The sequence below is a fragment of the Bradyrhizobium sp. HKCCYLRH1034 genome (assembly GCF_051168375.1).
Taxonomy (GTDB): domain Bacteria; phylum Pseudomonadota; class Alphaproteobacteria; order Rhizobiales; family Xanthobacteraceae; genus Bradyrhizobium.
Genome location: NZ_JBNPUW010000023.1, coordinates 43,619 through 61,833, shown reverse-complemented (window position 1 = coordinate 61,833; position 18,215 = coordinate 43,619). Strand labels below are relative to the sequence as shown.

Below are 18,215 nucleotides of genomic sequence, written 5' to 3'. Positions count from 1 at the left end.
GCTCCGCGTTGACCGTTTCTTTCGAATGCCCATCGCAACCTCCTCATCGAGTGTTGCGACGACCAATTGAATCCACCGGTTGAACCGGCTTTGCCTGTGGTACCTGCCGCCTGCATTTTTTTCGCAGGCGGGCCATGGGTGGGGCCTTCACCCGGCATTCCCTGCGCCCTTTGCACTTCCGAGGGCGAGACGGATCGTAAGCCTCGGGCATCATCTGCCGCGAGAACGCGCCCTCATGTTCATGGCTGTTCGAGATGCGGATTGGAGCAGATGCGCGTCAGGCGACGCGGATGCGCGCGGTCGCCGCAATCGCGACGCGCTCATTCATAGGGATTGTGCTCGGCGTTCGTCATCGTCTGGCGCACCCGGCGCAAGGTGATGGGCGTGCCGTCGGAGACGAACTGCAGCTCATAGGCGCGGCCGCTGTCGTCCTTGGCGGAGCAGGTCACGCTCGTGACCTTGAGCATCGCGAAGTTGCCGACCTGACGGCACATGCCGGCCGAGCTCTTCGTCGCCGGCACCGGAATGCCATCGACCTTCGGGCGATGCTTGGAATTCAGCAGCATCCTGTCGATCGGCAGTTCGTAGACGTTCTGGATCGACCTGCGGCCATTGATGCCGGAGAACGCGATGATGTGGCTCTCGTCAGCGGGATCGTCGAGCGCGACGGTGAAATGGGCGCGCCCCTTCTCGCTGTGAAAGAACGCCACCGTCTTGCAGGAAAATTCGCGGCCGTCGACCTTCGCGGTCCGGCAGGTGCCGGACATCAGCGCGTAGAGATCGATGTCGGGCCGCTCCTCCGGCGAGCTCGTCACCGGCATCGGCTGCTGAGCCAGGCAGGGCGTACCCAGGAAGAGACCGAGCGCAACGGCAGCAAGACGAGGAAAATGCAGGGGCATCCGCGGGGTGAGCCTGGAGGAATCATGACGGCGCGAGAGGTTAAGCGATGTGTCAGCTTTGCGGCAAAAAGAGGTCGGACGCCAGTGCGGCAGCGTACATCGCGCCAGCGCAAGCCCGGCGCTGTACGGCACGGGTGGTCGGTCGATACCGCAAAAGGAATGGAAAGTTCCGTGCGCACGCCGCGCACTCGCTCGCGCTCCATGTCGAGACGGAAGGCGCGGTGCAGCGGGCTCGGCGCGTCACAGGAATCCGGGGCGGCGCTGCCGCGGAATGATCTTCAATCTCCGGGACTATTTCGCCGACTGCGCCCTCTGCTTCCACAGCGCCCAGGCGCGGTCCATGATCACCATGTTGATTGCGTCGGCCTTGGCGGCCTCCTCGGCGCTGAGATAGGTGACGTCGCTGCCGAGCCCGATCGCCTGCGCCTGCAGCTTCGCATTGACGTCGGTGTAGTAGGCGCGGAACACGGCGGCCTTGACCGACGGTCCAACCGCGACGTCGCCGTGGCCGCGCATCAGCACCACCGATTTGTCGCCAAGCGTGGCCGCCAGCGATTTGCCGATCACATTGTTGCTGACCAGCATGTTGGTGGCGCCGAATTCCTTGCCGATGTCCCACACCGGCGCGCCGGTGCCGAGAAAGGCCGCATTGTGATACAGCGGCTTCAAGGGTGTGCGGCTGACGCTGAACGGCACGACGCCGGGCGAATGCGTGTGTACCACGGCGTTGACGTCCGGACGCGCCTTGTAGATCTCGGCATGGATGAAGCGCTCGAGGAAGACGGCGCGGTTCCTCGCATCGACCGGCTCGCCGTTCTCGTCGAACTCCATGATGTCGTTGGCGGTCACCTGCGCCGGCGCGATCGAGCGTGCCATCAGGAAGTGGTGCGGATTGGTGGGATGCCGCGCGCTGACATGGCCGAAGGCGTCGACGACGCCGAGATCGGCGAGGATGCGGCTGCCGGTCGCGATGTCCTCGAGCAGTTCGCGGGGAACGCCGGGGATGGCGTCTTGGGCGCGGGAAGGGCCGGCGGAGAGGAGGAAGGCTGCTACGGCAATCGCGGCGAAGCGGCTGAAGCTGGACATCTGGCTCTTCCTCCCGGCCTTCGTTGTCTAGGCTCGTTGCTTCAACATACGCGTCATTGCGAGCGAAGCGAAGCAATCCAGGATGGTGGCTGGGACCCTGGATTGCTTCGCTTCGCTCGCAATGACGGGGAGAGGTTTGAGCGAGGCAATTGGCATGGCAGGGTGAGCCCTCCCTCAGGTCACCGGAGCCGGATTGAACAAGGTCAGATCGTTGTGGATGCCCCAGCGGTCCGACCATGGCTTGGTGCGACCGGAGGCGACGTCGAGGATCAGCTTGAACAACTCCCAGCCGGTTTCCTCGATCGTCATCTCGCCGGTGGCGATGCGGCCGGCGTCGAAGTCGATCAGATCCTTCCAGCGCCGCGCCAGCTCGCTGCGGGTCGCGACCTTGATGACGGGCGCCGCCGCAAGGCCGTAGGGCGTGCCGCGGCCCGTGGTGAACACCTGCAAGGTCATGCCGGATGCGAGCTGCAAGGTGCCACAGATGAAGTCGGAGGCCGGCGTCGCCGCGAACAGCATGCCCTTTTGCCTGGCCTTCTCGCCCGGCGCCAGCACGCCGTGGATCGGACCGGAGCCCGACTTCACGATCGAGCCCAGCGACTTCTCGACAATGTTGGCGAGGCCGCCCTTCTTGTTGCCGGGCGTCGTGTTGGCGCTGCGATCGGCGCCGCCGCGCGCGAGATAGGAGTCGTACCAGTCCATCTCACGGATCAGCGCGCGGCCGACGTCCTCATTGATGGCGCGCCGGGTCAGCAATTGGATCGCGTCGCGAACCTCGGTCACCTCCGAGAACATCACGGTGGCGCCGGCACGGACCAGCAGGTCGGCGGCGAAGCCGACCGCAGGGTTGGCGGTGACGCCAGAGAACGCGTCGCTGCCGCCGCATTGCAGGCCGATCACGAGATCGGACGCCGGGCAGGTCTCGCGCTTGCGCTTGTTGAGCTCGGCGAGGCGACGGTCGGCCTGGGTCATGATGGCGTCGACGATGGCGCCGAAGCCGTCGAACGCTTCGTCCTGCATGCGGACGATCGAGTCTTCAGTGCCCTCCGGCAGCAGCCGCTCCGGCGCGAGCTTCTCGCAGCCGAGGCCGACGACCAGGATCTCGCCGCCGAAATTCGGGTTCAGTGCGAGGTTCTGCAGGGTTCGGATCGGCACCACGGCATCTGGCGCCGTGATCGCGACACCGCAGCCATAGGCGTGGGTGAGCGCGACGACGTCATCGACATTCGGGTACTTCGGCAGCAGCTCGCTCTTGATGCGCTTGATCGCGAATTCGAGCGTCCCCTTGACGCATTGGACCGAGGTCGAGATGCCGAGCACGTTGCGGGTGCCGACCGAGCTGTCGCGATTGCGATAGCCTTCGAAGGTGTAGCCTTCGAGCGGCGGCAGTGGCGCCGGCACCGCGGTGGAGATTTCGAGCTGATCGAGGGCAGGGGCCTCAGGCATGTCGATGCGAGCCTCGTCCACCCATTCGCCGGATGCGATCGGCGACTTCGCATAGCCGATGATCTCGCCGTAGCGGACGATCGGCGCGCCCTCGGCGATGTCGACCAGTGCGGTCTTGTGGCCCTGCGGGACGAAGCTCCTCAGCGTCAGGCCATCGGGAAATTTGGTGCCGGCAGGCAGGCCGAAATCGTTCACCACGATCGCGACGTTGTCGCGCGCGTTGAGCTTGATGATGCGGGGCTCCTGGTTGGCGACGACCTGCTGGTTCATGCTGGCTCCGTTCCGCTCCGGTGGGTGGGCAAAGGCGCGGAGCGCCGTGCCCGCCTATTTCCTTCTTTCATCCCCTCTCCCCGTAAGAACGGGGAGAGGGAGTGGACCGTCGATGCGGCCCGTCTGTTAGCTCACGGCGGACGAGGCTCACACCGGGAAGGTGTAGGCCGTCTTCACCGTCGTGTAGAATTCCCGCGCGTAGGAGCCCTGCTCGCGGGCGCCGTAGCTCGAGCCTTTGCGGCCGCCGAACGGGACGTGATAGTCGACGCCGGCGGTCGGCAAATTGACCATCACCATGCCGGCCTCGCTGTTGCGCTTGAAGTGCGAGGCGTATTTCAGGCTGGTGGTGCAGACGCCGGCCGCGAGGCCGAACTCGGTGTCGTTGGCGATCGCCAGCGCCTCGTCGTAGTTCTTGGCGCGGATGACGCAGGCGACCGGTCCGAAGATCTCCTCGCGGGCAATGCGCATCGCGTTGGTGGCCTCGGTGAACAGCGCTGGCTGCATGTAGAAGCCGGGCGTCTCGCGGTTGAGCAGCTCGCCGCCCCAGGTGAGCTTGGCGCCTTCGTCCTGGCCGATCTTGAGATAGCGCTGATCCTGCTCGAGCTGGTTGGCGTCGACCACCGGGCCGATATGGGTGCCCTGCTTGACGGCGTCATCGACCACGAGGCCCTTGAGCCGCTCGGTCATCGCCGCGACGAACTTGTCGTGGATGCCCTCGGTGACGATCAGGCGCGAGGACGCCGTGCAGCGTTGGCCGGTCGAGAAATAGGAGCCGTTGACACAGGCTTCGACCGCGACCTTGACGTCGGCATCGTCGAGCACGACCATCGGATTCTTGCCGCCCATCTCCAGCTGGAACTTCTTCATCGGGTTCGACAGCACGCAGGCCTGCGCGATCTTGCGCCCCGTGCCGACCGAGCCGGTGAAGGAGATCGCGTGAACATCCGGATGCTCGAGCAGGGTCTGGCCGACCACCGAGCCGGAGCCGACGACGAGGTTGAAGACGCCGGCGGGAAGGCCGGAGCGCGCGATGATCTCGGACAGCGCATGCGCCGAGCCGGGCACCAGCTCCGCCGGCTTGAACACGACCGTGTTGCCGTAGCAGAGCGCGGGCGCGATCTTCCAGGCGGGGATCGCGATCGGGAAATTCCAGGGCGTGATCATGCCGACGACGCCGACGCCCTCGCGGGTGATCTCGACGTCGAGGCCCGGACGGACCGAGGCGCCCTTCTCGCCGGTGAGGCGCAGCGCCTCGCCGGCAAAGAACGCAAAGATCTGGCCGGCGCGGGCGACCTCGCCGATGCCCTCCGGCAGCGTCTTGCCCTCCTCGCGCGCCAGCAGGCGGCCGAGCTCTTCCTTGCGCGACAGGATCTCCGCCGAGATCTTGTTGAGCGCGTCATAGCGCTCCTGCGGCGTCGAGCGCGACCAGGCCGGGAAGGCGGCCTTGGCGGCGGCGATCGCCTTCTCGGTCTGCGCCTTGTCGGCCTTGGCGTATTCGCCGACGACGTCGTTGGTGTTGGACGGGTTGATGTTGCGGGTCACCCCGCTGCCGTCGACCCACTCGCCGGCGATGAAATTCTTGAGGATCGCGTTCATGTTGTTCTCCAGACTTTGCGCGATTGCTCGGACAATCTAACCGATCGCCCCCGTCATCGCACGAGACAGGGGCGCTTGTCGTCGAAGGTCCAGCCGGGGATCAGATACTGCATTGCGACGGCGTCGTCGCGTGCACCGAGCCCGTGGCTCTTGTACAGCGCATGGGCCTTTTCGATGGCGCCGCGGTCAACCTCGACACCGAGCCCGGGTTGCTCGGGCACGGCGATCCTGCCGCCCTTGATCTGCAGCGGCGCCTTGGTCAGCGCCTGGCCGTCCTGCCAGATCCAGTGGGTGTCGATGGCGGTGACCTTGCCCGGCGCAGCGGCGGCCACGTGGGTGAACATCGCCAGCGAAATGTCGAAATGGTTGTTGGAGTGCGAACCCCAGGTCAGACCATTGTCGCGGCACGTCTGGGCGACGCGCACCGAGCCCTGCATGGTCCAGAAATGGGGGTCGGCCAAGGGAATGTCGACCGCCCCGAGCCGCAGCGCATGGCTGAGCTGCCGCCAGTCGGTGGCGATCATGTTGGTCGCGGTCGGCAGGCCCGTGGCGCGGCGGAACTCGGCCATGATCTCGCGGCCGGAGAAGCCGGCCTCGGCGCCGCAGGGGTCCTCGGCATAGGCCAGGATGCCGTGCATGTCCTTGCACAGCCGGATCGCTTCATCGAGCGACCAGGCGCCGTTGGGGTCGAGCGTAACGCGCGCCTGCGGGAAGCGTTTTGCGATGGCGGTCACCGCCTCGATCTCGGCCTCGCCCTTGAGCACGCCGCCCTTCAGCTTGAAGTCGGCGAAGCCATAGGCGTCGTGCGTCGCCTCGGCGAGCCGCACCACAGCTTCGGGCGTCATCGCCTCCTGATGTCGCAGCGTATACCAGCCGTCCTTCTCGCGCTCGCCGGTGGCGTAGGGCAGGTCGGTCTTCTTGCGGTCGCCGATGAAGAACAGATAGCCGAGCGCCTCGACGGAGGCGCGCTGCTGGCCTTCGCCGAGCAGGGCCGCCACCGGCAGGCCGAGATGCTGGCCGAGCAGGTCGAGCAGCGCGGATTCGACTGCGGTCACCGCATGGATCATGACGCGCAGATCGAAGGTCTGCTTGCCGCGGCCGCCGGCGTCACGATCGGCGAAGGCGGTACGCATCGTGGCGAGGATGGTGTTACAGGCGCCGATGCTCCTGCCCACGATCAGGCTCTTCGCATCCTCCAGCGTCTGCCGGATCTTCTCTCCGCCGGGCACCTCGCCGACGCCAGTGTGGCCGGCATTGTCGGTGAGGATGACGAGGTTGCGGGTGAAGAACGGCCCATGCGCGCCGCTGAGATTGAGCAGCATGCTGTCACGGCCGGCCACCGGAATGACCTCCATGCCGGTGACGATCGGCGCGCCGGAGATTCCGGTGCTGGTGGCTGCGTGACTCATGTGCTCCTCCCGGTCTTCTTCCTATCTCCGTCATTCCGGGGCAGCCCGTCAGGGCTGAACCCGGAATCCAGAGATTGGCTTGCGTCTCTTCTTATCCATCAACTCGGAGATTCCGGGTTCAAGGCCTTGCGGCCTTGCCCCGGAATGACAGCAAGATCACTCCGCCGCCTGCTGTGCCGAGACGGCGCCCGGCAGCGCCTTCACCAGCGCCGTCAGCTCCGCCATCTCCTCCGCGGTCAGATCGGTCAGCGGCAGGCGGACAGGGCCGGAATCGCGGCCGATCACCTTCATGCCGGCCTTGATGATCGAGACCGCGTAGCCCTTCTTGCGGTTGCGTATCGCGATCAGCGGCAAAATGAAATCCTTCAATCCGGCATGGATGGTGGCGTGGTCGCGCTTGCGCACTGCGGCATAGAAGTTCGTCGCGAACTCCGGCACGAAGTTGAACACGGCCGAGGAGTAGGTCGTCACGCCCATGTCGAGATAGGGCAGGGCGAAGGTCTCGGCGGTCGGCAGGCCGCCGATATAGGTCAGGCGGTCGCCCATCCTGGTGTAGACACGGGTCATCAGCTCGATGTCGCCGATGCCGTCCTTGTAGCCGACCAGGTTCGGGCAGCGCTCGCACAGCCGTGCCAGGGTGTCCGGCTGCAGGATGGCGTTGTCGCGGTTGTAGACGATGACGCCGATCTTGACCGATTTGCAGACCGCCTCGACATGGGCGGCGAGGCCGTCCTGCTCGGCATGCATCAGATAGGGCGGCAGCAGCAGGAGGCCGTCGGCGCCGGCCTTCTCGGCGCCAATCGCGATCTCGCGCGCGATCGCGGTGCCGTAGCCGGTGCCAGCGAGCACGGGCACGCGGCCCTTGGTCTCGTCGACCGCGACCTTGACCACCTCCGGCACCTCGGCGGCGGTCAGCGAGAAGAACTCGCCGGTGCCGCCGGCAGCGAACAGGCCCGCGACGTCATAGCCGCACAGCCAGTCCATGTTGGCGCGATAGGTGGCCTCGTCGAACGAATAGTCGGCCTTGAACGGCGTCACGGGGAAGGAGAGCAGGCCGCTGCCGATCTTCGCAGCCATTTCCGTCGGGGTCATCTTGCTCATCGCGCGGGTCCTTCACGAATGTCCTTGGGAACGGGCGCGGCCGGCGCCGGCGCGCATTCCCCCGGGCGATGTCGTAGGACCAAGTTCGATGCCGGTCCAAGCCAATGACGGTATCGATTGATGCGGATCAGATATCAATCTTCCGCGTGCTGCACGGCGAGATTGCCGGCCAGCTCGACCAGTGCCGGCAGCAGCGGATTGTCGTGATCGCGCCGCCAGACCAGGAACAGCTCGGCCGGCGTCGGGTTGCGCAGCTTCAGCGGCCGCAGCCGGACATCGGCGATCTTCAGGCTGGAGGCAGCTTCGGGCACGATCGCAAGCCCGAGGCCGGCGCGCACCATCGCCAGGATCGAGTGGATCTGGCTCAGATGCTGCACGTAGCGGGGCAGCACCTCTGCACGCATGAACTGCGACACCAGGAGATCGTGGAAATAGCGCGCCTCGGTCTGCGAATACATGATGAAGTTCTGGCCGTCGAAATCACGGATCGACACGGCCTCGGCGGAGGCGAGACGATGGCGGCGCGGCAGCGCGGCGCAGAGCGGCTCGGCGACGACGCGGCGGGTGGCGAATTCGGGGCGCGCGATCGGCGGCCGCAGCAGGCCGGCGTCGATCTGGCCGGAGGCCAGCGCCTCGATCTGGTCGCCGGAGACCATTTCCTTCAGCGACAGATCGGCTTCTGGAAGCTCGCTGCGGCAGGCGGCGACCAGATCGGGCAGGAAGCTGTAAGCCGCGGCCGCGGTGAAGCCGATCTTGAGCGAGCCGCTCTTGCCGCTGGCAATGCGCTGCGCCACCTGGGCGGCGCTCTCGGCCATTTTCAGGATGCGCCGCGCCTCGGGCAAAAAGCTGCGCCCGGCCGGCGTCAGCTTGACCGAGCGGCTGGTGCGCTCCAGCAGCACCGCATCGATGATGTGCTCCAGCACCTGGATCTGCCGCGACAGCGGCGGCTGCGTCATGTTGAGCCGGATCGCGGCGCGACCGAAATGCAGCTCCTCGGCCACGGTGACGAAGCAGCGCAGCTGGTTGAGGTCGAACATCGATGCGTCCTCGGCATGGATACGGCGGGTGGTGCGGGCTTGGTAGCATCGATTGGGTGCCGTGGGAATGTTGGCGGGATCGTCGGCCGCGGCTTGGCGGACGCGCCAAGCTCGGCGGTTCGCATCAGGCGGGGCCACTGCCTGCCGCGCCCGTCATGCGCGGAGCGAAGCGATGATGCAATCCCGAGTCGCCGGCCGCCGTGGTGCCCGCGCACATGTTGACGTCTGCAATGCAATACGCGCGCGGCGTGCGCCGGCGCATCGCCGGCCATGCCGAGGCCGACGACCCCGGCTGCCACCTCGCCAAGGCCGAGATCGGCCTGACCGTGCCGGCCGACCGCATCAGGACCTCACTCTATCCTATCGCGGAAGTGAATCGGGAAGCTCCGCTGTCCCAAGCGTCCGGAACGAGATCTCCTTCTCCGTTGGGGCCAGCTACTGAGCCGCACGTTGCGGGCACGGCGCTGCAGCCGGCTGTCCATGGCGAGCGTCAGGTGCCTGCTCACTTGGCGGACGCAGCAGCGCGGGCATCCGCAATGGCCTGCTTGAAAGCCTGTGCATTGGGGACGCCGGGGATGCGGAAATGGCCGATGATGAAGGCCGGCGTGCCGCGGAAGCCGAGGCCCGTGGCCTGCTCGTGATTGCGCGCGAGCACGGCGTCGATGTCGGCGCGCTTGGCCGCGAGGTCGGCCTTGGCGCGGGCGAGGTCGATTCCGGCGCCGCTGAGCGCCGCATCGACCTTGGCCTCGGACAGCTTCTCATTGAGCGAGATCAGCGCCTCATGGGCCTCGGCGAACTTGTCCTGATATCTCGCCGCCAGGGTGAGGCGTGCCGCGTAGATCGAGGCGCCGCCGAAGATCGGCCAATCCTTGAAGACGAGACGGACGTGACCGTCGTCGCGAACCACCTTGGCGAGCTCCGGGCTGATCTTGCGGCAATACGGACACTGATAGTCGAAATACTCGACGATCGTGATGTCGCCCTCGGCGTTTCCGACAGCAGGGATGGCGGGATCGTGCAGGATGCGCGCTTCGCTCAGAATGTCGGTGTCGTCGTCCTCGGCGCGAGACTGGATCGGCAGGATGGCCGCAGTCAACAGCAGCAGCATGGCGATCGATGCGGCAAAGGTCTTCGTGGTCATGACTTGTCGTTCTCCTGATGAGGGATGGTCGAGGCGGTGTCGATGGCGTCCAGCACGGTCTGCGGCGTCAGCAGTTCGGGGAGCAGGATGCCGTTAGGAGCTCCGGGGCCGAACACGACGTTGAACGGCAGGCCGTAGCGGCCAAAGGATCGGAGATAGGTCGCGATCGCGTCGCTGGGTGAGGTCCAGTCCGCCTTGACGGCAACGACGCCCGACGCCAGTCGGCTGCGCACGGCCGTGCTGTCGAGCACGAGCTTCTCGTTGACCTTGCAGGTGACGCACCAGCTGGCGCCGATGTCGACGAAGACCGTGTGACCGGCCCGCACCTGCGCCGTGATCTCGGCGGGCACCAGCGGCTGCCAGGCGATTCCGGCCGGCCGGCTTGCGCCGTCCGGCTGCTTGACGGAGGTGGCGGCGATCAGCGCCAGTCCGATCGTGCCGGCGAGGCCGGCTCCGGCGATCGTTCGCCGCAACGGGAAACGGAGCGACGCCATGATCAGAGCGGGGACGAGCAGCGCAGCGGCAAGGACGGCCGCAGTCGAGGGTCCACTGATGTCGGCGAGCACGATCAGCAGCCATAGCGCGGTCGCCGCCATCGCGAGCGCTGCAAGCACGCGCAGCTTCAGCATCCAGCGGCCGGGCCGCGGGAAGAGTGCGGCAAGGCCTGGCGCCGCGGCCAGAGACAGATATGGCGCAGCCATGCCGAGCCCGAGCGTGGTGAACACCAGCAGGATTTGCGGTGCGGCCTGCGACAGCGCAAAAGCGACGGCGGTCCCGACGAACGGCGCGGAGCACGGCGTGGCCAGCAGCGTCATGACGAAGCCGTTGATGGCATGACCTGCCATCGTCCTGTGGCTCGCGGCGTTGCCAAGGCGGCCGGCGATCCACCACGGCAGGCTGATCTCGAACAGGCCGAGCAGGTTGGCACCGAATGCCGCGAGCACGATGATCATCGCGATGAGGAAAGCGGGCTGCTGAAACTGCAAGCCCCAGCCGACCTCGGCGCCCGCGGCCTTGAGTGCGGAGAGGACGGTGGCAAGTGTCACGAACGAGGCGACGATGCCGGCCGCCGTCGCCAGGAATGCCCGGCGCGGCGAGGGCGCGTGTGCGGGATCGTGATCGACCAGCGACACGAGCTTCAGCGACAACACCGGAAACACGCAGGGCATGAAGTTGAGGATGAAGCCGCCGAGCAGGGCCACGCCGAGCATGGTCCAGATCGATGCCGCCGAAGGACGCGGTGCCGGTGTGGCTGCTTTGGCCGCCGAAGCGCGAGCAGCTTGATCGGCATCCACCGGAAGCATGGCCTCGATCGATCGGTCGCCATCGACCAGGATGACCCGCAGGCGTTGTCCCGGACCGGCCTGATCGAGGCCTTGCACCGGCACGGTGATCCGTACGCCGCCGTCCGACATCGGGCTCACCCGGGGACGGCCGCCGGACACGGCATCGTTCCCATCAAGGAAGACGTCGGGCGCGTGCAGTGGCGGCGTCGCATGCGCCTCGAGCTGCAGATGCGGCTTTGGTTGCCGATCGATGCGCAACGCCGTGATGGAGAGCCCCGGCGAGCTCGCGCGGGGGACGCTCTGCCGCCATTCGTCGATCAGCGCCTGATCGTTCGGCAGGTGCGAGACGGCGGGGATGTCGGCCTCGAGATGGGCCTCCTGCTGGGTGCAGATGACCGAGCAGACGAACAGCACCATTTTCAGTGTGAGATGTGCGGGCGCCGCTCCATCCTCGAGCCGCACGCGCAACGGAAACAGCACGTGCTCAGCGTAGCCGAACGTGTCGATATCCTGCTCGCTGAAGCGGCTCGGCGCCGGCCATTCGACGGTGACATCGGCGACGTTGCGTGAGCCGCTCCAGTCGAATTCGGGTGGCGCGCCGGCATCGCCGGGTGAGCGCCAATAGGTGTGCCAGCCTGCATCCAGCCTGACATCCAGTCCGGCCCATGCCGCGGCCGGGCCGCCGTCTGCTCGCGTGACGTCGCCGACCAGCAGGCGCGTGTCGACGTTCGCCTGCGGGCGCAACTCGCCCGCGACAGCGGTCGTCGCCGCAAGATGGAGCAGGCCGAGCAGCCCTGCGAGCCGGCCAAGATGACGGATGGACATGATGATCTCCCGCGCGCTGATCGTGCATTGCGTGGCAGTTGCGCTGCGCGACCCGGCGCAAGGCGCGCCTGGCAATGGGCACCTTAAGCCGACCTGCACGACGCACGATCGATGGTGGATATTCGTCCGCTCAAGTCACGACGTTACGCGGCCCGTAAGCCGATGACGACGGAAGGATCAGGCGTGGCGGCAGGGGGGACGGTAGGGCGAGGACGCGTCGCATTGCGTTGTCAGCGCCTCGTCATAGGGGCGCCAGGACAGCGTCCGGGAGGCGGCAACCGGCTGTGCCGCCGCACTGTCGCTCGCCGGGACGGCGGTCAGACCAGCCGCGGCAAACGGACACGTGTTGATCATGCCCGGGATGACGGCCTTCCTGCAGGGCTTGGGCGCGCTCGTGGTCGTTCGGGACCATTGGCGCGCACCGGCGCCGGCGTCTGCCGTTGCAACCTCGAACGTTCCGAGCAGAGGCGCCAGACTCAAGACGAGCGCGATCAGCGCCGCTATCAGGCGGCGTGTCATCGCTGGCATCTCGAAATCAGCACGCCTCATCTTGGATCAACTTCTCCAGCTTGGACTGGTCGCGCAGACCGGCCGCTGTTGGCAACTGACATCTTCGTGACACCGCGAACTCGCGGCCAAGCCGGCATCGCGTGAGCAAAGCGAGTGGTTCTCAAAGTACGTTGATCGGTACCTTCAGGAATGTCTTTCCCGTCGCGTCCGCGGGAGGCAGATGTCCGGCGCGGATGTTGACCTGAAGTGATGGAATGATCAGGCGCGGCATACCGAGCGTCTTGTCGCGCGCCTCGCGGAGCGCGACGAACTCGTTCTCGGTCATCCCGTCTCGCGCGTGGATGTTGTGGAGCCGCTCCTCGCCGACGGTCGTTTCCCAGCGCACCGCGCGGTCGTCGGGGGCATAGTCATGACACATGAACAGCCGCGTCTCGCGCGGCAGCGTTTCAAGGATCTTCCGGATCGAGCGAAACAGCGTGCGCGCATTGCCGCCTGGAAAATCGGCCCGCGCCGTTCCCCCGTCCGGCATGAACAGGGTGTCGCCGACGAAAGCGGCATCGCCCATCACATGTGTGGCACAGGCCGGCGTATGGCCGGGCGTGTGCATCACGAAGGCCGTCATCTGTCCCACCTGATAGGTGTCGCCATCCTTGAACAGCCGGTCGAACTGGCTGCCGTCGCGGCGAAATTCCGTGCCCTCGTTGAAGACCTTGCCGAAGGTCTCCTGCACGGTCAGGATATGTTCGCCGATGCCGATCTTGCCGCCGAGCTTGTCCTGGATGTAGGGCGCAGCGGAGAGATGGTCGGCATGCGCATGCGTTTCGATCAGCCACTCCGGCCTGAGGCCGTTGATCTTCACGTAGTCGATCAGCATGTCGGCGGAACGGGTGCTGATGCGGCCGGCCGCGTAGTCGATGTCGAGGACGGGATCGACGATCGCGCAGGACGGCGATGACGGGTCCTTCACCACGTAGCTGATCGTGCTGGTGTCAGGATCGAAGAATCCGGCCACCTTCGGCTGCACGCCGAGATCGATTGGATAGGACATGGCTGCTGCTCCACGATTTGGCTCCGGGGCGGCATCGCCGCCCACGCCCCGTTTTGTCGTCCAGAACGGTCTAAGACGTCGGATTGGACTTCGTTCCGCAGGTATTGATGCCGAGCATCGCGTAGGGCGGGCACCAGCCGATCAGTGCGGTGCCGAGCGGGATCAGGCCCAGAAGGCCCCACAAGGTGTGCGGCCCTACGACCGTGAGACTGAGGATGGCGAGTCCGACGATGATCCTGAGCAGCCGGTCGATCTTGCCAATGTTCTGTGTCATGTCGCGCTCCCTTTGGCTTGCGATGATGCAGACGATAGAGCGGGACATTGCGCGGGTATGTAACTAAGTCACCAAGAGACGCCGGTTCCTAGCCATGCTGGGCCAGCTGGACGAGCGCCGGTCTGTCGGTGATCTCGACGATTCCGCGAGCCATTCGCAACCAGCCGCGCCGCGCGAATTCATTGAGCTGCCGGCTGATGACCTCGCGCGCGCTGCCGAGCTCGTTGGCGAGCTCCTGATGCGTCGCAGCGATCTGCTGCTTCGCCCCGGCGAGATCCAGAAGCTTCTGCGCGAGCCGCACATCGATCCGCTCGAACGCGACTTCCTCGATGATGCGGAAGAGATTGGTGACACGGCGGCTGAATGCGGTGAAGACGAACTGGCGGAATTCGCGCGAGCTGGCGATCAGCCGGTCGAACAGCGCGCGCGGGATCGCCACTGCACGGATCCGGGTTTCCGCGATGCCCTCGGCCTGGTATTCCTCGTAACCCATCAGGCAGGCCGTGGTCAGCGCGCAGCTCTCGCCTGCCTGGACGCGGTAGAGCACGATCTCGCGGCCGGACTCGGACGTCTGCTGCACGCGGATGGTCCCGTCCAGCAGCAGCAGGAAGGAGTCCGGCGCCTGGCCGGGGCCGAAGATCCGGCTGCCTTCCGGAAGCTCGACAATGAGGCTGGCCTCGCGCAACTGCGCGAAGATCTCCTCCGGCAATTGCCGCAACGGCGGGAAAGCGAGCGTCCAGTCCTGCTTCGACGACATCACGACATCCGGCTGCGCCACATCGGCGTCGTCCAGACTTGCCATAGGATCGCGCGTGGGTCGAGGGACGGGATCTGCCCCCCGTCCCCAATCTTCGGCACCACGAGAGAGCTCGCATGGACTCCGGCAGCGCGTTGCCTTGCAACCGATCGGCGTCTCACGCATGCGAAGTTGCAGGTGGGCCAGACCAAAAGGTTGTCGCACCTGCCAACAGAGCAAGGCCCGCACACTCTCGGACCGCGCCTTTCCTGGCTCTTTGCTCTTAGCTCTTGGTGCTTGCCGTTTTGTCGAGCGCCGCCCGCAAACCCTTGGCGAGCTTGATCGCATCATCGTTCGCCCAGAAGTGCATGAAGAAGAGGCGGGGGTGTTCGTCCAGCATGTGACTATGCAGCGCCGTGACCTCGATGCCGTGGGCACGGAGCGTCCGGATCACGGGGTTCACCTCCTCCCCGCTCAGCACGAAGTCACCGGTGACGGCGGCCTTGCCTGCGCCGGTAGGCTGGAAGTTGATGCCCGTCGCGACGCCCATCGCCGCGACGGGAGACAAGGATAGTCCGCCCTCGACGATGGGATCGCGTCGCGGCACGCTGAACTGATAGACTCCGCCATTGGCCTGTCCTTTGACCGCCAGGATCTGATCGAGCTGTGCCGTGTCGAGATCGATGGCCGGTGGCGGCGTGGTCGGCGACGCCGCAACCGTCAACGGTGTCTTGCTGTCGGCGAGGGCGTCGCGGATGGCGGACGCGAGTTTGACCGGATCTCCGTGACCGACGACATGCATGTAGGACGTTGCTGGGCTCGCGCGGAGCAGATGGTTGTGCACGGCGCTGATTTCGAGCCCGCCGGCGATCATCTTCGCCATCACCGGGTTGATCTCTGATTCCAGCAGGACGAGATCGCCCATGATCATGGTGGCGCCATGCGCCGGCTTGAACGCGACCCAGCCGCCGAGCGCGAGCGCCGGCCTGATGGTTACGCCGTCCAGGGTCACCGCGAGATCGGTGCGCGGGAAGCCGTACCGGCGGACGTCTCCCGCCACGGACGGCTTCCGGCCCAATGTCTCGTCGACCTTCTGCCAATCGATGTCCTGTGCGCGCGCCGTCGAGACGATCGGTCCGGCGCCGTGTGCGAGGAGGCAGGCGCCGAGGCCTAACAGACTCCAGATCGTGCTTCTCATCGTTCGCTCCTTTTGGTCTGGCACTGCCCCATGTTCCGTCGCAGCGTGCTCTCAGATGACGCCCGCAAAGCGCATCAGGATGCCCGCGATGCACGAGGCGGCGAGCACGACGAGCATTCCCACGTTGAAGCGGAAAATGGCCGTGGCGGCCGCAACCGACAGGACAACGGCCGGCAGGTCGATGCTCATCGGCCGGGGCGCGTCGAATGACAGTCCGAATCCCTGGATCGGAAAGGTCTCGCGGAAGAGGGTGTGCAGCGCGAACCAGATCGAGAGATTGAGAATCACGCCGACGACGGCGGCGGTGATGGCCGAGAGCGCGCCGCCGAGCGCCTTGTTTCCCCGCAACGCCTCGATGTAGGGCGCGCCGACGAAGATCCAGAGAAAGCAGGGCGCGAACGTCACCCACGTCGCCAGCAGTCCGCCCAGCGTGCCTGCTAGCATGGGAGACAGCCCGCTCGCCCCGCGGAACGCGGCCATGAAGCCCACGAACTGGACGACCATGATCAGGGGACCGGGAGTCGTCTCCGCCATGCCGAGGCCGTCGAGCATCTCGCGCGGAGCAACCCAGTGATAGTACTCCGCGGCTTGTTGCGCGACGTAGGCGAGCACGGCGTAGGCGCCGCCGAACGTCACCATCGCCATCTTGCTGAAGAAGATAGCGATCTGACCGAAGACGTCGTTCGGCCCGAGCAGGATCAGCAGTGCGAAGACGGGGGCGAGCCAGATCGCGAGCCAGACGGCCGCCACGCGCAGCGCGCGCGAAGCGTTCGGACGGACGTGATCCGGCACGGCTTCGCCGAGCATGCTGTCGATCGCACCGGCGTTCTTGCCGCCGTGTTCGAGGGCTGCGAATTCCGGCCGGCCGAGGCGGGCAGCGACGAAGCCGATGACTCCGGCAGCAATGATGATGATCGGAAACGGCGCGCGGAAGAAGAAGATCGCGACGAAGGCTGCGGCCGCCAGTCCGATCATGATCCGATTGCGTAGCGCGCGCTTGCCGACGCGGACGACGGCCTGGATCACGATCGCCAGCACGGCCGCCTTGAGGCCGAAGAACAAGGCTTCGACGACGCCGACATTGCCATAGGCCGCATAGATGTAGCTGAGGCCCATGATGGCGAAAATGCCGGGCAGAATGAAAAGTGTGCCCGCAACGATGCCGCCGGTGGTCCGGTGCAGCAGCCAGCCGATATAGGTCGCAAGCTGCTGCGCCTCGGGTCCCGGCAGCAGCATGCAGTAGTTCAGGGCGTGCAGGAAGCGGCTCTCCGAGATCCAGTTCTTCTCCTCGACGAGGATGCGATGCATGACCGCGATCTGGCCGGCGGGGCCGCCGAAACTCAGACAGGCCACCCGGATCCACACGAGAAGCGCGTCGTTGAAGGAGATGCCATGGGCGTGCTCGGCCGCAACCGGCTTCCGCGATGCTACGACGTCCGTCATGACTTCACCTTGCTGGACGGCCAGTTGTGCGCCTCCTTCGTGGCGTCGCGGCACCAGCGGTAGAAGGCATCATAGAGCAGCAGCCCCGCGCTCAACTGCTCCAGATCGTCGTCGTACATTCGCGACAGCCCGAGTGAAGCGGCAAGGAGGCCAGGAGCCTCGGGCGAGAGATCAAGTCGCGCCGTATCTGCGGCCCGCACCAGCGTGGCGAGTCGTTCCAAGGGTGGTGTCCGCAGACCGAGCTCCTCGACCATGACGTCGAAGGTGCAAAGCTCGCCGCGGTGGCTCCAGAAGACATTCTCGATGTCGAAGGGAGTAGCTTGGAAACGCTCGGCGACCGCTTCGACTTCGGCCGGCGTCACGAACAGGAAGACTGCGGCGGGATCGACGAAGCGACGGATCAGCCATGGACAGGCGATGCGGTCGATCTTGGGACGTGATCGCGTGACCCAGACGGTGCGGCCGCGGTCGTCCCTGCTCGGAATTCTGTCGGCCGGCACGGTCGGGAGTTGGGACTCCGTCCAGCCGACGTGGCCGCCCTCGAGGACCTCGGCTGCGACGTTGCTGCACCGGAGCCAGGCCGCGGTGCCTTCGCTCAGCTTCTTGCCTTTCTGGCAGATCACGACAACCGATTGGCCGGTGAAGCTCGGTGCCCATTGCTGGACGTCGAGATGGGAGCGCCTGACGGCGCCGGGGATGAGGCGTGGGTCGGCGGCGAAATCCTCGTCGACACGCACGTCGACGAGCCGTGGCGAGGTCGCCGTGCCGATCAGTCGAGACAATTTTTCGGGTGAGATCGAGGTGTATGATGATGACATGCTGCGCCCTTGGTGACCAGGACGCGATTCTTGGGCATGTCGCCTCGCGGGGAGATCGCACATCCCCGTGCCGCAGAATAAAGCGCTCGATT

16 protein-coding genes are annotated in these 18,215 nt (G+C 66.0%); all 16 read right to left on the bottom strand.

The window, feature by feature from the left end; all coding sequences use genetic code 11:
* Window positions 1-320: 320 nt before the first annotated feature.
* On the bottom strand, window positions 321-899 hold the full coding sequence (locus ACQR0W_RS32995) for a hypothetical protein (RefSeq protein WP_315752328.1): 579 nt from the start codon (window positions 897-899) through the stop codon (window positions 321-323).
* 291 nt (window positions 900-1,190) lie between these two features.
* Window positions 1,191-1,985: a class II aldolase/adducin family protein gene (locus ACQR0W_RS32990; protein ID WP_316169863.1), complete on the bottom strand. Its 795-nt coding sequence runs from the start codon at window positions 1,983-1,985 to the stop codon at window positions 1,191-1,193.
* 174 nt (window positions 1,986-2,159) lie between these two features.
* Window positions 2,160-3,701 (bottom strand): galactarate dehydratase, encoded by a 1,542-nt coding sequence (gene garD / locus ACQR0W_RS32985; protein WP_316169862.1) that lies wholly within the window; start codon window positions 3,699-3,701, stop codon window positions 2,160-2,162.
* Between the two features lie 147 nt (window positions 3,702-3,848).
* Window positions 3,849-5,297, bottom strand: coding sequence for an aldehyde dehydrogenase family protein (locus tag ACQR0W_RS32980; RefSeq protein WP_316169861.1), 1,449 nt, complete (start codon window positions 5,295-5,297; stop codon window positions 3,849-3,851).
* A 53-nt stretch (window positions 5,298-5,350) separates the two neighbouring features.
* On the bottom strand, window positions 5,351-6,706 hold the full coding sequence (gene gudD / locus ACQR0W_RS32975) for a glucarate dehydratase (RefSeq protein WP_315825339.1): 1,356 nt from the start codon (window positions 6,704-6,706) through the stop codon (window positions 5,351-5,353).
* Window positions 6,707-6,862: 156 nt separating this feature from the next.
* The gene (kdgD, locus tag ACQR0W_RS32970; RefSeq protein WP_315752332.1) at window positions 6,863-7,807 is read right to left on the bottom strand and encodes a 5-dehydro-4-deoxyglucarate dehydratase; all 945 of its coding nucleotides are present in this window, start codon (window positions 7,805-7,807) and stop codon (window positions 6,863-6,865) included.
* A gap of 134 nt (window positions 7,808-7,941) precedes the next feature.
* Window positions 7,942-8,844 carry a LysR substrate-binding domain-containing protein gene (locus ACQR0W_RS32965; RefSeq protein WP_315713553.1) on the bottom strand — a complete coding sequence of 301 codons (903 nt, stop codon included), beginning with the start codon at window positions 8,842-8,844 and terminating at the stop codon, window positions 7,942-7,944.
* A gap of 502 nt (window positions 8,845-9,346) precedes the next feature.
* On the bottom strand, window positions 9,347-9,985 hold the full coding sequence (locus ACQR0W_RS32960; RefSeq protein ID WP_316169860.1) for a DsbA family protein: 639 nt from the start codon (window positions 9,983-9,985) through the stop codon (window positions 9,347-9,349).
* On the bottom strand, window positions 9,982-12,096 hold the full coding sequence (locus ACQR0W_RS32955) for a protein-disulfide reductase DsbD family protein (RefSeq protein WP_316169859.1): 2,115 nt from the start codon (window positions 12,094-12,096) through the stop codon (window positions 9,982-9,984). The genes ACQR0W_RS32960 and ACQR0W_RS32955 overlap by 4 nt, the downstream gene beginning before the upstream one ends.
* A gap of 177 nt (window positions 12,097-12,273) precedes the next feature.
* A complete protein-coding gene (locus tag ACQR0W_RS32950; RefSeq protein ID WP_315825336.1) occupies window positions 12,274-12,615 on the bottom strand; it encodes a hypothetical protein in 342 nt (113 codons plus the stop codon).
* A 151-nt stretch (window positions 12,616-12,766) separates the two neighbouring features.
* Window positions 12,767-13,654: an MBL fold metallo-hydrolase gene (locus tag ACQR0W_RS32945; RefSeq protein WP_315825335.1), complete on the bottom strand. Its 888-nt coding sequence runs from the start codon at window positions 13,652-13,654 to the stop codon at window positions 12,767-12,769.
* Between the two features lie 70 nt (window positions 13,655-13,724).
* The gene (locus tag ACQR0W_RS32940; protein WP_315752337.1) at window positions 13,725-13,928 is read right to left on the bottom strand and encodes a YgaP family membrane protein; all 204 of its coding nucleotides are present in this window, start codon (window positions 13,926-13,928) and stop codon (window positions 13,725-13,727) included.
* An 88-nt stretch (window positions 13,929-14,016) separates the two neighbouring features.
* A complete protein-coding gene (locus ACQR0W_RS32935; RefSeq protein ID WP_315752481.1) occupies window positions 14,017-14,685 on the bottom strand; it encodes a Crp/Fnr family transcriptional regulator in 669 nt (222 codons plus the stop codon).
* A gap of 262 nt (window positions 14,686-14,947) precedes the next feature.
* On the bottom strand, window positions 14,948-15,862 hold the full coding sequence (locus ACQR0W_RS32930) for a DUF1259 domain-containing protein (RefSeq protein ID WP_316174313.1): 915 nt from the start codon (window positions 15,860-15,862) through the stop codon (window positions 14,948-14,950).
* A 51-nt stretch (window positions 15,863-15,913) separates the two neighbouring features.
* Window positions 15,914-17,305, bottom strand: a complete 1,392-nt coding sequence (gene chrA / locus ACQR0W_RS32925) for a chromate efflux transporter (RefSeq protein WP_434840890.1) — start codon at window positions 17,303-17,305, stop codon at window positions 15,914-15,916.
* Window positions 17,302-18,123: a sulfurtransferase/chromate resistance protein gene (locus ACQR0W_RS32920; protein WP_315825333.1), complete on the bottom strand. Its 822-nt coding sequence runs from the start codon at window positions 18,121-18,123 to the stop codon at window positions 17,302-17,304. The genes chrA and ACQR0W_RS32920 overlap by 4 nt, the downstream gene beginning before the upstream one ends.
* Between the last annotated feature and the right edge of the window lie 92 nt (window positions 18,124-18,215).

Bases quoted from the DNA above. Each gene is read 5' to 3' on its own strand.
- ACQR0W_RS32995 (WP_315752328.1), bottom strand. From the start codon at position 899: ATGCCCCTGCATTTTCCTCGTCTTGCTGCCGTTGCGCTCGGTCTCTTC.
- ACQR0W_RS32990 (WP_316169863.1), bottom strand. From the start codon at position 1,985: ATGTCCAGCTTCAGCCGCTTCGCCGCGATTGCCGTAGCAGCCTTCCTC.
- garD (WP_316169862.1), bottom strand. From the start codon at position 3,701: ATGAACCAGCAGGTCGTCGCCAACCAGGAGCCCCGCATCATCAAGCTC.
- ACQR0W_RS32980 (WP_316169861.1), bottom strand. From the start codon at position 5,297: ATGAACGCGATCCTCAAGAATTTCATCGCCGGCGAGTGGGTCGACGGC.
- gudD (WP_315825339.1), bottom strand. From the start codon at position 6,706: ATGAGTCACGCAGCCACCAGCACCGGAATCTCCGGCGCGCCGATCGTC.
- kdgD (WP_315752332.1), bottom strand. From the start codon at position 7,807: ATGAGCAAGATGACCCCGACGGAAATGGCTGCGAAGATCGGCAGCGGC.
- ACQR0W_RS32965 (WP_315713553.1), bottom strand. From the start codon at position 8,844: ATGTTCGACCTCAACCAGCTGCGCTGCTTCGTCACCGTGGCCGAGGAG.
- ACQR0W_RS32960 (WP_316169860.1), bottom strand. From the start codon at position 9,985: ATGACCACGAAGACCTTTGCCGCATCGATCGCCATGCTGCTGCTGTTG.
- ACQR0W_RS32955 (WP_316169859.1), bottom strand. From the start codon at position 12,096: ATGTCCATCCGTCATCTTGGCCGGCTCGCAGGGCTGCTCGGCCTGCTC.
- ACQR0W_RS32950 (WP_315825336.1), bottom strand. From the start codon at position 12,615: ATGACACGCCGCCTGATAGCGGCGCTGATCGCGCTCGTCTTGAGTCTG.
- ACQR0W_RS32945 (WP_315825335.1), bottom strand. From the start codon at position 13,654: ATGTCCTATCCAATCGATCTCGGCGTGCAGCCGAAGGTGGCCGGATTC.
- ACQR0W_RS32940 (WP_315752337.1), bottom strand. From the start codon at position 13,928: ATGACACAGAACATTGGCAAGATCGACCGGCTGCTCAGGATCATCGTC.
- ACQR0W_RS32935 (WP_315752481.1), bottom strand. From the start codon at position 14,685: ATGTCGTCGAAGCAGGACTGGACGCTCGCTTTCCCGCCGTTGCGGCAA.
- ACQR0W_RS32930 (WP_316174313.1), bottom strand. From the start codon at position 15,862: ATGAGAAGCACGATCTGGAGTCTGTTAGGCCTCGGCGCCTGCCTCCTC.
- chrA (WP_434840890.1), bottom strand. From the start codon at position 17,305: ATGACGGACGTCGTAGCATCGCGGAAGCCGGTTGCGGCCGAGCACGCC.
- ACQR0W_RS32920 (WP_315825333.1), bottom strand. From the start codon at position 18,123: ATGTCATCATCATACACCTCGATCTCACCCGAAAAATTGTCTCGACTG.